Origin of the sequence: Pseudonocardia sp. ICBG1034 (assembly GCF_020131375.1) — a bacterium.
In the GTDB taxonomy this organism is placed as follows: Bacteria; Actinomycetota; Actinomycetes; order Mycobacteriales; family Pseudonocardiaceae; genus Pseudonocardia; species Pseudonocardia alni.
Window position 1 is genome coordinate 709663 of the sequence record NZ_JAHLEK010000023.1, and the last position, 13324, is coordinate 722986.

A 13324-nucleotide genomic window follows, 5' to 3' on the forward strand; every position below is an offset into this window, starting at 1 on the left:
GATCCGGGGCCGTCGTCGTGCTGCGGGGACTCAGCCGAAGCGACCGGACACGTAGTCCTCGGTCGCCTTCTGCTTCGGCTGGGAGAAGATCGTCTTGGTCTCGTCGAGCTCGACCAGCTTGCCGGGCTTGCCGGTGCCCTCGATGTTGAAGAAGCCGGTGAAGTCGCTGACCCGCGCCGCCTGCTGCATGTTGTGGGTCACGATGACGATCGTGTAGTCGTTCTTCAGCTCGTTGATCAGGTCCTCGATCGCGAGCGTGGAGATCGGGTCCAGGGCCGAGCAGGGCTCGTCCATCAGCAGGACGTCCGGGCGCACCGCGATCGCGCGGGCGATGCAGAGCCGCTGCTGCTGACCACCGGAGAGACCCGAACCGGGCTTGTCGAGCCGGTCCTTGACCTCGTTCCAGAGGTTGGCGCCGCGCAGCGACCGCTCGACGGTGTCGTCGAACTCGGACTTCGAGGCCTTCTTGTTGTTGAGCTTCATCCCGGCGATGACGTTGTCGTAGATCGACATCGTCGGGAACGGGTTGGGCCGCTGGAAGACCATGCCGATCTGGCGGCGGACGCCGACCGGGTCGACGTTCGCGCCGTAGAGGTCCTGGCCGTCGAGCTCGAGCCGGCCCTCGACGCGGGCGCCGGGGATGTTCTCGTGCATCCGGTTGATCGACCGCAGGAAGGTCGACTTGCCACAGCCGGACGGGCCGATCAGGGCCGTCACCGTCTTCGGCTTGATGGTCATGTTGACGCCCTCGACCGCGAGGAACGCCCCGTAGTAGATGTTCAGGTCCTTGGCTTCGACACTCTTGCCCATGTCGGGAGTCCTTATCGGGTCTTCGGGGCGAAAATGCGGGAGATGACGCGGGCGAGGATGTTCAGCACCATGACGATGAGCATCAGCACCAGGGCCGCGGTCCACGCCCGGTCGATGAACGCCTCACGCGGGATACCGGGCACCGCGTAGGAGTAGTACGAGAAGACGGGCAGCGTCGCCATGGGCCCGGAGAACGGGTTGAGGTTGATCCCGAGGGCGGCACCGACCGTGACCAGCAGCGGCGCGGTCTCGCCGATGACCCGGGCGACCGCGAGCGTGATGCCGGTCGCGATACCGCCGGCGGTCGTCGGGATGACGACCTTCAGGATGGTCCGCCACTTCGGGACCCCGAGGGCGAAGGCGGCCTCACGCAGTTCGTTCGGGACGATCTTCAGCATCTCCTCGGTGGAGCGGACCACGATCGGGATCATCAGCACGGTCAGGGCGACCGCACCGACGAACCCGAAGCGGACCCCGGGCCCGAGCAGCAGCGCGAAGAGCGCGTAGGCGAACAGGCCCGCGACGATCGAGGGGATACCGGTCATCACGTCGACGAAGAAGGTGATGGCCCGCGCCAGGCGCGAGTTGTTGCCGTACTCCACCAGGTAGATCGCGGTCAGGATGCCGATCGGGATCGACATCAGGGCGGCGAGCCCGGTGATGATGAGCGTGCCCTGGATGGCGTGCAGACCACCGCCGCCGACACCGACGATGCCGCGCATGGACTGGGTGAAGAAGGTCGCGTCGAACCGTGCCCAGCCCTCGGAGACGACGGTGTAGAGGACCGACACCAGCGGCAGCATGGCCAGCAGGAACGCCGTGGTGACCACGACGGTGACCAGACGGTCGGTGGCCCGGCGACCGCCCTCGACGACCCGGGACACGACGTAGGTCGCGACCGCGTACACGACGGCGGTCGACACCACCCAGAGTCCGACGCCGGAGCCGAGGAGGGCGACGAGCCCACCCGTCAGGACCGCGGAGGCCACGAGCAGCGCCCACGGAGCCCAGTTCGGCAGGCTTCCCGTACGGCGCAGCACCGTGGGCGTCGCAGCGGGGGTCTCCAGACCGGTACTGGTCACGGGTACCTCGGTGTCGGTGCGGTTGCGTTCGGTTCCGGTGGACATCTCAGTTCGCTCCGGAGAAGTCGCGGCGGCGCTCGACGATGTAACGGGCGAGCATGTTCACCAGCAGCGTGATCACGAAGAGCACGAGGCCGGAGGCGATCAGGACGTTCACGTCGAGCCCGGAGGCCTCGGGGAACTGCAGGGCGATGTTCGCCGCGATCGTCGACGGGTTCTCGCTGCTGATCAGGTTCAGCGTCACCGCACCGGAGACCGACAGGATCGTGGCGACCGCCATCGTCTCCCCGAGCGCGCGCCCCAGACCCAGCATCGCCCCGGAGATGACGCCCGAGCGGCCGAACGGCAGCACCGCGAGCCGGATCATCTCCCAGCGGGTGGCACCCAGGGCGAGCGCGGCCTCCTCGTGCAGCTTCGGCGCCTGGAGGAAGACCTCACGGGCGACGGCGGTGATGATCGGCAGGATCATCACCGCGAGGACGACACTGACGACCAGCATGGTCCGGCCGGTGACCGAGGGCGGCCCGGCGAACAACGGGATCCAGCCGAGGTAGTCGTTGAGCCAGACGCTCAGCGCCACCGACGCAGGGGCGAGGGTGAAGGCACCCCAGAACCCGTAGACGATCGACGGGACCGCCGCCAGGAGGTCGACGACGTAGCTCAGCCCCTGTGCGAGCCGGCGGGGCGCGTAGTGGCTGATGAACAACGCGACACCGACCGCGAGCGGCGTCGCGATCAGCAAGGCGATCACGGCACCGAGGACCGTGCCGAAGATGAGCGGGGCGATGTAGGCGGCGAGCCCACCGTGCACCTCCTCCGCCGGAGCGACGAGAGCGGGTGCGGCCTCGGAGACGAGGAACGCGGCGACCCCGGCCAGGACGACCAGGATCAAGATCCCCGCACCCTTCGCCGAACCGGCGAAGATGCGGTCACCGAGCTGGCCCGGAGGCTTGCCCGATACGGGTTCGGGCTTCGTTTCCGTGGTGGTCACAGTGATCCCTGTGGGTGCGATCGTGCGCTGGGCAGGGGAGGACGGCACCGGGGAACCCCGGGCTCGGTGTCCATGATGAACACGGCCCGGGGCCCCTGGCTAGATGACATCCGACTCAAGCCGACGGTCAGCCGGCGGCCTTGATCTGGTCGATCACCGGGGTGATCTGGCCACGCAGGGTCTCCGAGAGGGGCGCCGAGCCCGCGTTCTGCGCCGCGGTCTGCTGACCGTCCGTGCTGACCACGTAGTTCAGGAACGCCTTGGTGGTGTCGGCCTGGGCGGCGTCGGGGTAGGTCGGGCAGGCGAGGAGGTACGACACCAGCACCACCGGGTAGGCGCCTCCGGTGGCGGTCCTGTTCAGGTCGAAGGCGAACGAGGTGTCGCCCTGGCCCTCGACGCGCGTGGACTCCTCGAGGATCTTGGCGGCGGCCTCGGCGGTCGGCTCGACGTTCTGGTCGCCCAGCTTCACCTTGGCCTTGCCCAGCTCGCCCGCCTGCGACGCGTCGGCGTAGCCGATCGTGCCGTTACCCGCGTTCACCGCGCCGACGACACCGGACGTGCCCTGGGCGGCCTCGCCGCCCTGGATCGGCCACTCGCCGTCGCCCTCATCGGTCCACACCTGCGCCGCGGCCTTGTTGAGGAAGTCGGTGAAGTTCTCGGTGGTGCCCGACTCGTCCGAGCGGTGCACCGGGGTGACCGCCGTGGCCGGAAGCTGCACGCCCGGGTTGTCCGCGGCGACCTTGGGGTCGTTCCAGGTCTTGATCTCGCCCTTGAACAGGCCCGCGATGGTCGCCGGCGACAGGTTCAGGTCCTGCACGCCGTCGAGCTTGTAGACGATGGCGATCGGCGAGACGTAGTTCGGGATCTCGATGACCGAGCCGCCGCAGCGCTGCCGTGCCTGGTTCAGCTGGTCGTCCTTCAGGTACGCGTCCGACCCGGCGAACTGGACCGCCCCCTGGACGAACTGCGTACGGCCACCGCCCGAGCCGACCGGCTGGTAGTTGACCGTCGCGCCGGGGTTCGCGCCGGTGAAGCCGGCGATCCAGGCCTGCATGGCCGCCTGCTGGGAGCTCGCGCCCGCACCGGCGATCTGGCCGGTGACGCCCGAACCCTGGGCGTCCGAGCCGCCGCCCTCGTTCGCCGCACCGCAGCCGGCGACGAACAGCGCGCAGGACGTGGCGATACCGACGGCAGCCAGGCGCGCCCGGGGCGCACGCCGCTTGGTCTTCACTGCAGTTTCCTCCGAGTCGGCAACGAGCCGGTTGCGGGACGGCGGTCTGGGTGACCACTCGGCCGCAGACGCTAGGAGTCGACGTTGGACGCCACCCCCACGGAAGATGAACGTGGGATGAACAGGGTCGGCGACCGGGTGGACCTGCGTCACACGTTCGAACGAACCCGTCGCCGGTCGTCGAACGGTGACCGGGTCTCACCGGGCGTAGTTGACGTCCGCGGCGTGCACGGCGAACCCGAGGCGCTCGTAGACGGCCACGGCGGGGGCGTTGTCGGCCTCGACGTAGAGCAGCACGGTGTCCAGCCCGCGGTCGTGCAGGTGGTGCAGCCCGGCGAGCGTCAGGACCTTCCCGAGTCCCCGTCCGTGGGTGGCCGGGTCGACGCCGAGGACGTAGACCTCGCCCAGGGCCCGCTCGTCGCCGGTCGCCGGGTGGACCTTGGTCCAGTGGTAGCCGAGCAGGGTGCCGACGCCGTCGACGGCGAGCAGGAACCCGGCCGGGTCGAACCAGTCCTCGGCCTCCCGCGCGGCGAGTTCGGCGCCGGTCCAGCCGCCCTGCTCGGGGTGCCAGTCGAAGGCGGCGTTGTTGACGCGGAGGAACTCGTCGTCGTCGCGGCCGGGCTCGAAGGCGCGGATCGTGACGCCGTCGGGGACGGTCAGGGCGGGCAGCGGGCCCGCCGCAGGGGTGCGGCGCATCTGCCAGAGGACGCGGTCCCGGCGGTAGCCGCGGCCCGCGGCGAGCCCCTTCGCGGCGTCGAGGTCGCCGTGCGCCCACACGTGCGGGTCGGCGGTGACCTTCTCGACCGCGGCGACGAGCGCGCCGCCGATCCCCCGCCGCCGCGCGCCGGGGTGCACCGCCAGCTCGGCGTAGGTGCCGTCGACCTGGGCGTAGCCGGCCACGGCTCCGTCGTCACCGGGGACGACGAGGTGCGTCACACCGTCGGCGGGGGCGTCCGGGCGCAGGTGCATCAGGAACTGCTCGGAGAGCGGTTCGGCGCCGTCGGCGGCGGTCGCCGCCCTCAGCAGGTCCTGCACCGCGGAGACGGTGGCGGCGTCGAGACGGGCGTGCTCCTGCGGGTCCACGAGCGCCGACCCTAGGTCACCGCGGCACCCACGCTCCACGTCCCGGGCCGGTCGGGGGCCGGGCGCCGGGCAGGCGACGGTCCGGGACGGGCTCGGGGTCCGCGTCGTCCTGGTCGGGCGGCGCGGACAGCCCGCCGCGCGACGGGCGGACGAACTTGTAGCCGACGTTGCGCACGGTGCCGATCATCTGCTCGTGCTCGCCGCCGAGCTTGGCGCGCAGCCGCCGGACGTGGACGTCGACGGTGCGGGTGCCACCGAAGAAGTCGTAGCCCCAGACCTCCTGCAGCAGCTGCGCCCGGGTGAACACCCGTCCCGCGTGCTGCGCGAGGTACTTGAGCAGCTCGAACTCCTTGTAGGTGAGCTCCAGCAGCCGGCCCTTGAGCCGCGCCGAGTACGTCGCCTCGTCGATGACGAGCTCGCCGAGGACGAGCGCGCCACCCCCGGACGCGGATTCGGCGCCGGGACGCGACCGCAACAGCCGCAGCCGCGCGTCCACCTCGGCCGGGCCGGTGTCGGGGAGCAGGATCTCGTCGACCACCCACTCGCCGGACACGGCGACCAGGCCGCCCTCGTTCAGCACGGCGATCACCGGCGCGTCGGTCCCGGCGCTGCCCAGCAGCCGGCACAGGCTGCGCGCGGCGACCAGGTCGGAGCGGGCGTCCACCAGGACGGCGTCGTGCGGACCGGCATCGAGCAGTGCCGCCACCTCGGGCGCCGCGGTCCGCACGTTGTGCGGCAGCAGCGACAGGGCGGGCAGTACGGCTGCCGCATCCGGAGCCGTGGTCAGCAGGAGCAGTTCCATGGACTCCCCCTTCTCGCGATACGCGGACGATACCGGGACGTCACCCCACGGTCAGCCGCAGAGCGACGGGTTTCACGCCACGAACTGGATCGTTCCGGTCGGGGACCGGGACCGCTCCGGGGCCCCGGGGCCGCCCACCGGGCCGGCGACCGGGCTCTCTACCCTGGTCAGGACGTATCCCGATCCTGTGGAGGCCCGGTCGTGGGACGCCCCGTCCGTCGCGTGCTCGCCACCGTCCTGGCGGTGGCCGCCGTGCTCGTCGTGGGCGACCTCACCACCGGCGCGGCGGTCGAGTCGGGCGTCTCCCGTGCGCTGCGCGACCGGCTCGACCTCCCCGAGGACCCGCGCGTGCAGGTGCACGGCTTCTCGGTCCTCGCCCAGGCCGCGACCGGCCGCTACGACCATGTCGAGATGACGCTGCAGCGGGTCCCGGTCGGGCCGCTGCGCACCCCCGAGCTCCAGGTGCAGATGTACGGCCTGCGCGGGGACCTGTCCGACCTCGCCGGGCCCGGACCCGCCCGGTTCCGCGCCGCGGCGGCCGAGGGGATCGTGCAGGTCAGCCCGAACGACATCCGCCGGATGGTCGTCGACGCCGGCGGGCCGGCCGCCGGGGTGACGCGGCTGTCGGTCGAGGCCGTCGACGCCAACGCGATCGACTCGGTGATCCAGGCCGGCGGCGACCCGACGCTGCGCGGGCTCGACCCGCGCAACGCGGCACGGTTCGTCGCGGAGATGCCGGTGGACGGGGCCGACGCGCAGGTGGCCGTGCTGGCCGTGCTCCTCGTCGACCACGGCACGATGCGGATCGTCCCGCGGGACGTCCGGATCAACGGCTCGGACGAGCCGGTGCCGGACGCGGTCCGCACCTCGATGCTGCGCGCGCTCGCCGTGGACATCGACCCGGGTCTGCTGCCGCTGGGCGTCACCGCGACCTCGGCGGGCGTTCCGGAGTACAACGTCCTGCAGGTCGCCGGGTCCGTGCGCGACCTGAGCGTCGGCGGAGGACCGGGCACGTCCCGCTCCGCGGGCTGAGAGGGGGCGGCGGTGGACGTCACGGGTGCGGTGGTGCTGGTCGTCGTCCTGCTGGTGGCGACGCTCGCCGGGCTGGTCCTGCGCAGCCGTTCGGGGCGGCTCCGGCCCTCCCTCGACGACGGCGGCGCGCCCGCCGTGGCCGGGCCGGGCTGGGAGCTGGCCGGGACCGAGCCGGAGGGGCGCCGGGCGCTGCTGCTGCAGCTGTCCTCACCGGTCTGCGCGCCGTGCCGGCAGACCGCGCGCGTCCTCGGCGACCTGGCCGCGGCGGATCCGGGTGTGGCGCACGTGGAGGTCGACGTGGCCGAGCGCGTCGACGTCGCCCGGGCGCTGGGCGTGCTGCGGACCCCGACGACGGTCGTCTTCGACGCCCGCGGCGCCGAGGTCCTGCGGGTCTCCGGGGTCCCGCGCACCGACGAGCTCGTCGCCGCCCTTCCCACCGGCTGAGAACGTGTGTGTGATGTCCGGTGGGCGCCGACCGCTGGGCTCGGCGCGGATCGTCGGCTAGGCTCGGCACCGTGAACTGGCCGCTGACCCGACGCCGCACGGTCGATCTGTGCCGCCTCGCCGGCTGCCTGTGTCTGGACTCCTGACCCGCGTGTCCTGAGCCCCGGCGTCCCGCGACGCCGAGGTTCCCGCCCCGGTTACTGGAGTCCCATGTCCGTCACGGACCGCGGATCCGCGCTCGTCGAGCCCCGGCTCGACCCGCGCGGGGTCCGCTTCTCCGCCGCGGTCACCACCGTCGTCCTGGCGCTGGTGCTGCTGTCCGGCAGCGGCCTGCTCGTACTCGCGCAGGCCGTCGTCTTCGCCGTCGGCGCGTTCGCCGGCATGCGGTTCGCCCCCTACGGCGTCGTGTACCGGCACCTCCTCGCGCCCCGGCTGGGTCCGCCCGCCGAGCGCGAGGACGCCGCCCCGGTCCGCTTCTCGCAGACCGTCGGGCTGGTGTTCACCGTCGTCGCGGCGGTCGGCTACCTGTCCGGCCTGACCGTGCTCGGTGTCGTCGCCACGGCGGCGGCCCTCGCGGCGGCCTTCCTCAACGCGGCCTTCGGCTTCTGCCTCGGCTGCGAGATGTACGGGCTCCTCGCCCGCCTGCGCGGCACCGCCGCGCAGTCCTGACCGTTCCACGACACACGATTCGGGAGAGATCGACATGAGCCGCGAGGACGTCCTCGTCACCGCCGACTGGGCGGAAGAGAACCTGGAGACCGACGGGGTGGTGTTCCTCGAGGTCGACGAGGACACCACCGCCTACGACGGGGGCCACATCCCCGGTGCGGTCAAGGTCAACTGGACCGACGAGCTGCAGGACGCTGTCCGTCGCGACATCCCCACCAAGGAGCAGTTCGAGCAGCTGCTCTCCGCCAAGGGGGTCTCGAACGACGACAAGGTCGTGCTCTACGGCGGGAACAACAACTGGTTCGCCGCCTACGCGTACTGGGAGTTCAAGCTCTACGGCCACGACAACGTGGTGCTGCTCGACGGCGGCCGCAAGAAGTGGGAGCTCGACGGCCGGACCCTGACCACCGACGTCAAGGACCGCCCCGCGACCTCCTACACCGCCAAGGAGGCCGACACCTCGATCCGCGCGTTCCGCGACGAGATCGTCGACGCGATCGACGCCAAGAACCTGGTCGACGTCCGGTCGCCCGACGAGTTCTCCGGCAAGATCCTGGCCCCGGCCCACCTCCCGCAGGAGCAGAGCCAGCGGCCGGGCCACGTGCCGAGCGCGATCAACATCCCGTGGTCGAAGGCGGCCAACGAGGACGGCACGTTCAAGTCCAACGACGAGCTCGCCTCGCTGTACAAGGAGGCCGGCTACGACGAGGGCAAGGCGACCATCGCCTACTGCCGCATCGGCGAGCGCTCCAGCCACACCTGGGTCGTGCTGCACGAGCTCCTGGGCCACTCCGACGTCAAGAACTACGACGGCAGCTGGACCGAGTACGGCTCGCTGATCGGCGTGCCGATCGAGCTGGGAGCGAAGTGACATGTGTGCCGCACCCGACCAGAACCTGACCCTGCCCCCGAACACGGACCTCTCCAAGGAGACCGTGCTCGCCGGCCGCGTCGTCGCTGCCGGCGACCCGGTCGCCGGGGCCTTCGTCCGGCTGCTCGACGGCACCGGGGAGTTCACCGCGGAGGTCGTGTCCTCGGCCTCGGGTGACTTCCGGTTCTTCGCCGCCCCGGGCACCTGGACCGTCCGGGCGCTGTCGCGCTCGGGCAACGGGCAGTCCGAGCTCGTCGCCGACGGGCCGGGCCTGCACCAGGCGGAGATCGCCGTCGCCTGACCGGTCCCGGGGCTCGCCCCGGACCACCGCACGTCCTCACGAACGGGCCCCTCGTACGAACCTTTCGTACGAGGGGCCCGTTCGTGCACGGGGACGGGTGGGCGCGGCCCCCGGTGCACGCCCCGGGGGCGGCGGTAGAGTCGCCGGTCGTGCACTGGTTCTCCACCGGGCTGTTGATCGCCCTGTCCGCGGGAACCGCCGCCTGGGCCGGCTGGTTGCTCCGTCGCCTGTTCGTCGTCGAGCCCGCCGCCGCGCCCGGGCCGGGTCCCGATCCCGAACGGGACCCCGACGACCACCACACCGAGGAGCAGACCCCGTGACCGACCCCGAACCCGCCGCAGCGTCCGACGAGGAGCTGCAGACCACGATCACCGGTCCGGAGAACGCGGCCCCGGACTCCCCGCAGCGCAACCGGCCGCAGTGGCCCGACCTGCCCGTCGACGACGACACCGCCAACCTGCGCCAGGGCCCCGACCTGCACGAGGCCTGCCTCGGCCTGCTGCCGCTGGTCGGTACCTGGCGCGGCACCGGCGAGGTCGTCTACCCGACGATCGAGGGCCCGTTCCACTTCGGCCAGCAGATCACCTGGGCGCACGACGGGCGACCGTTCCTGTCCTACGAGGCCCGGTCCTGGCTGCTCGACGACGACGGCGGGATCATCCGCCAGGCCGCCCGCGAGACCGGGTTCTGGCGCCCCCAGGAGGACGGCTCGATCGAGGTCCTGATCGCGCACCACACCGGGATCGTCGAGGTCTACTACGGGCCGCGGGGCGACATGCGCTCCTGGCAGATCGAGACCGACGCCATCGCCCGGACGCCCTCGGCCAAGGAGGTCACCGCGGCGAAGCGGCTCTACGGCCTGGTCAACCAGGGCGACCTCGCCTACGTCGACGAGCGCGCGATGGTCGGGCAGCCGATGCAGCCGCACATCTCGGCCGTCCTGCACCGCGTGGTCGGCTAGTTGGTCGCGGTCCGGGTCCGCCGCTGCGGCGGGCGGGCGGTGCTGCTGGAGGTCGACGACGCCGCCGGGGTGGCGGCCGTCGTCGCCGCCGTGCGGGACGCCGCGCTGCCCGAGGTGCGGGAGCTGGTCCCGGCCGCCCGGACCGTGCTCGTCGAGGTGGCGCCCGGAGCCGCCACCGAGCGGGTCGTACAGGTCGCACGGGCCGCGGACGCGGCCGCCGGCGGGGCGGGCACGGGCACCGTCCACACGCTGCCCGTGACCTACGACGGCGAGGATCTCGCACTCGTCGCCGAGACCGCGGGCCTGTCCGTCGACGAGGTGGTCGCACTGCACAGCGGCGCCGAGTACCGGGTGGACTTCTGCGGATTCGCGCCGGGCTTCGGCTACCTCTCGGGGCTCGCGGAGCCGCTGCGGCAGCCACGCCTGGAGAGCTCGCGGACCGCGGTGCCCGCCGGCTCGGTCGGGATCGCCGACGTCTACAGCTGCGTCTACCCGCGGCGCTCCCCCGGCGGCTGGCGGCTGATCGGCCGCACCGACACGGTCCTGTTCGACCCCGACGCCGACCCGCCCGCGCTGTTCACCCCCGGCGACCGCGTCCGGTTCGAGCCCCGGTGAGCGCGCTGCTGGTGGTGCGGGCCGGGCCCCAGGCGCTGGTGACCGACCGCGGACGTCCGGGGCACGCACACCTGGGGGTGCCGCCGTCGGGAGCGCTGGACGGGCCGGCCTACGAGCTGGGGAACCGTCTGGTCGGCAACGACGACGGCGCCGCCGGGCTGGAGCTGCTCGGCGGCGGGCTGCGGGTGCGTGCCCTGGGGGGCCGGGCCGTCGCCGTCACGGGGGCGCCCGCGCCGGTGTCCGTCGACGGCATCCCGGCCGCGTCGCACCGGGCACTGCACCTGCCCGACGGCGCCGAGCTGACGGTCGGGACGCCGGTCGGCGGGCTGCGGTGCTACCTCGCCGTCGCGGGCGGGCTGGCGCTCCCGCTCACGCTGGGCAGCCGCAGCACCGACCTGCTGTCCGGGCTGGGGCCCGACCCGGTCGCCGACGGCGACGAGCTGCCGGTCGGCCCGTGGTCCGGCGGGATCCCGGTGTCCGGGCCGGTCCCGGTGTCGCTGCCCGGTGCCGTGGTCGGGCTGCGGGTGCGCCCCGGCCCCCGCGACGACTGGTTCGCCGACCCGCACGCCGCCCTCGCGGGTCCGCTGTGGACGGTGACGGCCGACGGGAACCGGATCGGGGTCCGTCTCGACGGGCCGTCCCCGGAGCGGCTCCCGGAGCTGCGCGACCGGGAGCTGCCGAGCGAGGGGATGGTGACCGGCGCGGTGCAGGTTCCGCCGGACGGGCCGCCGGTGGTGTTCCTCGCCGACCGTCCGACGACCGGTGGCTACCCGGTGATCGCCGTCGTCGAGCGCGCCGACCTGCCGCTGCTCGCCCAGGCCCCGCCGGGGACGGGCGTGCGGTTCACCGTGCTGCGCTGAGGCTCAGCGCTCGGCGTCCTCGCCGTCGAGGATGGTGCGGACCTCGTCGACGGCCATCCCGGACAGCCGGCCGATCTGCGCCGGGTCGAGGCCGCACTCGTGCAGGTGCCGGACGGCGCCGGCCAGGTCGTCGCGGCGGCGACGCAGGACCTCGTCGAGCTCGGCGATGCGGTCGCGGGTGTCGTCGAGCCGTTCGGTCGCGTCGACGGCGCGGGCCGGGTCCTCCAGGAGCACACCGAGCAGCCGGTCCTTCGTGTCGCCGGCCGCCGGGGTGCGCGCCCCCGAGGTCGGGACGACGGCGAGCGGCAGCTCCTGCTGCTCGCCACCGGGGGCGTCGGGCTGCGGGTCGACGACGGCGTCGGTGGCGCGCAGGCGCGCACGCTGCACCGCGCGGGCCGCGAGGGCCTGCTGCACGGCCCGGGAGACCGGCTCGGGGGTCGGCCGGGCCGTGATCCCGGACCCGGCGGGCGGGGTCGGCGCGGGGGGTGGCGTCGCCGGGATCCCGGACGTCGCGGGGAGGTCCTCGGCGGCCGGCTCCGCGCGCTCGGCCGACCAGGGCGGCAGCGGGCCGGCCGCGGTGTCCTTCGGGGCGGCCGGAGTCTGGTCCGCGGCAGGGGGCACGGTGTCGTCCCCGGCGGCCGGGTCCTGCCCGGCTGCGGCGGGCGTGGCGTCCGGGCCGGGCGCGACGGCGTCGGTGACGTCGTCGACGATGCGCAGCCGTGCGACCGGCCACTCCGGCACCGGCGGCGTGGCCGGGTCGTCGGGGGTGCCCGCGGCGTCCCGGGCCGCGGTGGTGTCGGTCGGGGCCGCGTCATCGGCCCCGGCGGCGTCGGTCGCGGCAGCGGCGTCGGTCGCGGCGGCGTCGCTCGAGACGGCGGCGTCGGCCCCGGACGGATCCGCGGCACGGAGCGTGTCGGAGGCACGGCCCGGGCCGGCGGTGTCGGTCCCGGTCCCTGCGTCCCGGACCCGTCGCAGCCCGGTCGACCGGGGGCGCGGGGTCGGCCGTGGCCGGGGCAGTGGCTCCGCCTCGGCACCCGGCGCCCCGGTTCCCGACGCGGCACCCGGAACCGGCGACGCCGCGGCGAGCGACACGGCGGCCGTCGCCTCCGGGTCGCGCCCCCGGGCGAGGGTGGCCGCGTCGGGCTGCTCGTCGGCCGGGGCGAACAGCGCCTCCAGGGAGCCCTCGGTCCCGTCGTCGTCGGGGGCGGCGTGGCGCCCTGCACCGGAGGCGACCACGGCGCCGGCGTATGCGGGTACCCGGGGCAGCGGACCGGTGTCCGCGCCGCGCTCGGCGACCACGTCCGCGACGGTCCGTGCACGGGCCGGGCGCGGCGGGTCGGCCGGGCCACCGGCCGCCTCACCGGTCCAGTCCGCAGAGGACGGCTGCGGGTCCGCGGCCGCACGCGGGGGCTCGAGCGGCAGCGGCCCGGGCGCGGGGGTGCGGCGCACACGCCACACACCCCACAGGACCAGGACCACGAGCACGCCCGCGCCCAGCACCGCCACGAGGGGCAGGACCGGGACCGTGAACGAGCCGAGCTGCATGGGCCCGGACCTTATTGGGGTCCCGGG

17 protein-coding genes are annotated in these 13324 nt (G+C 73.6%); 10 read left to right on the forward strand and 7 right to left on the reverse strand.

Annotated elements, in window-relative coordinates:
- Positions 1-30: 30 nt before the first annotated feature.
- The 6 genes from pstB to KPF22_RS27745 all read right to left on the reverse strand — a co-directional run bounded on the left by pstB (position 31) and on the right by KPF22_RS27745 (position 5999).
- Positions 31-810 carry a phosphate ABC transporter ATP-binding protein PstB gene (gene pstB, locus KPF22_RS27720; RefSeq protein ID WP_073575851.1) on the reverse strand — a complete coding sequence of 260 codons (780 nt, stop codon included), beginning with the start codon at positions 808-810 and terminating at the stop codon, positions 31-33.
- 11 nt (positions 811-821) lie between these two features.
- A complete protein-coding gene (gene pstA / locus KPF22_RS27725) occupies positions 822-1937 on the reverse strand; it encodes a phosphate ABC transporter permease PstA (RefSeq protein WP_208820647.1) in 1116 nt (371 codons plus the stop codon).
- Position 1938: 1 nt separating this feature from the next.
- Positions 1939-2883: a phosphate ABC transporter permease subunit PstC gene (gene pstC / locus KPF22_RS27730; RefSeq protein WP_073575849.1), complete on the reverse strand. Its 945-nt coding sequence runs from the start codon at positions 2881-2883 to the stop codon at positions 1939-1941.
- A 127-nt stretch (positions 2884-3010) separates the two neighbouring features.
- Positions 3011-4114 carry a phosphate ABC transporter substrate-binding protein PstS gene (gene pstS, locus KPF22_RS27735; RefSeq protein ID WP_224403747.1) on the reverse strand — a complete coding sequence of 368 codons (1104 nt, stop codon included), beginning with the start codon at positions 4112-4114 and terminating at the stop codon, positions 3011-3013.
- Positions 4115-4312: 198 nt separating this feature from the next.
- Positions 4313-5197 (reverse strand): mycothiol synthase, encoded by an 885-nt coding sequence (gene mshD, locus KPF22_RS27740; RefSeq protein ID WP_224403748.1) that lies wholly within the window; start codon positions 5195-5197, stop codon positions 4313-4315.
- Between the two features lie 16 nt (positions 5198-5213).
- On the reverse strand, positions 5214-5999 hold the full coding sequence (locus KPF22_RS27745) for a response regulator transcription factor (protein ID WP_062399702.1): 786 nt from the start codon (positions 5997-5999) through the stop codon (positions 5214-5216).
- Between the two features lie 201 nt (positions 6000-6200).
- Here KPF22_RS27745 and KPF22_RS27750 point away from each other — a divergent pair, with 201 nt between their 5' ends.
- The 10 genes from KPF22_RS27750 (at position 6201) to KPF22_RS27790 (ending at position 11752) form a co-directional block, all read left to right on the forward strand.
- Positions 6201-7031, forward strand: a complete 831-nt coding sequence (locus tag KPF22_RS27750; RefSeq protein ID WP_224403749.1) for a DUF2993 domain-containing protein — start codon at positions 6201-6203, stop codon at positions 7029-7031.
- Between the two features lie 12 nt (positions 7032-7043).
- Positions 7044-7475: a thioredoxin family protein gene (locus KPF22_RS27755; protein WP_224403750.1), complete on the forward strand. Its 432-nt coding sequence runs from the start codon at positions 7044-7046 to the stop codon at positions 7473-7475.
- Between the two features lie 71 nt (positions 7476-7546).
- Positions 7547-7621 carry a putative leader peptide gene (locus KPF22_RS33740; RefSeq protein WP_350662235.1) on the forward strand — a complete coding sequence of 25 codons (75 nt, stop codon included), beginning with the start codon at positions 7547-7549 and terminating at the stop codon, positions 7619-7621.
- 64 nt (positions 7622-7685) lie between these two features.
- Positions 7686-8144 carry a DUF4395 domain-containing protein gene (locus tag KPF22_RS27760; RefSeq protein WP_208820636.1) on the forward strand — a complete coding sequence of 153 codons (459 nt, stop codon included), beginning with the start codon at positions 7686-7688 and terminating at the stop codon, positions 8142-8144.
- Between the two features lie 34 nt (positions 8145-8178).
- On the forward strand, positions 8179-9015 hold the full coding sequence (locus tag KPF22_RS27765) for a sulfurtransferase (protein WP_224403751.1): 837 nt from the start codon (positions 8179-8181) through the stop codon (positions 9013-9015).
- 1 nt (position 9016) lies between these two features.
- A complete protein-coding gene (locus tag KPF22_RS27770; RefSeq protein ID WP_208820632.1) occupies positions 9017-9316 on the forward strand; it encodes a DUF1416 domain-containing protein in 300 nt (99 codons plus the stop codon).
- 149 nt (positions 9317-9465) lie between these two features.
- On the forward strand, positions 9466-9636 hold the full coding sequence (locus KPF22_RS27775) for a hypothetical protein (protein ID WP_168169561.1): 171 nt from the start codon (positions 9466-9468) through the stop codon (positions 9634-9636).
- Between the two features lie 35 nt (positions 9637-9671).
- On the forward strand, positions 9672-10277 hold the full coding sequence (locus tag KPF22_RS27780; protein WP_062404071.1) for an FABP family protein: 606 nt from the start codon (positions 9672-9674) through the stop codon (positions 10275-10277).
- On the forward strand, positions 10278-10892 hold the full coding sequence (locus KPF22_RS27785) for an allophanate hydrolase subunit 1 (RefSeq protein WP_224403752.1): 615 nt from the start codon (positions 10278-10280) through the stop codon (positions 10890-10892). It abuts the gene before it with no gap.
- Positions 10889-11752 (forward strand): biotin-dependent carboxyltransferase family protein, encoded by an 864-nt coding sequence (locus KPF22_RS27790; RefSeq protein ID WP_224403753.1) that lies wholly within the window; start codon positions 10889-10891, stop codon positions 11750-11752. The genes KPF22_RS27785 and KPF22_RS27790 overlap by 4 nt, the downstream gene beginning before the upstream one ends.
- 3 nt (positions 11753-11755) lie before the next feature.
- Here KPF22_RS27790 and KPF22_RS27795 read toward each other — a convergent pair whose 3' ends face one another.
- Positions 11756-13297, reverse strand: a complete 1542-nt coding sequence (locus KPF22_RS27795; protein WP_224403754.1) for a hypothetical protein — start codon at positions 13295-13297, stop codon at positions 11756-11758.
- Between the last annotated feature and the right edge of the window lie 27 nt (positions 13298-13324).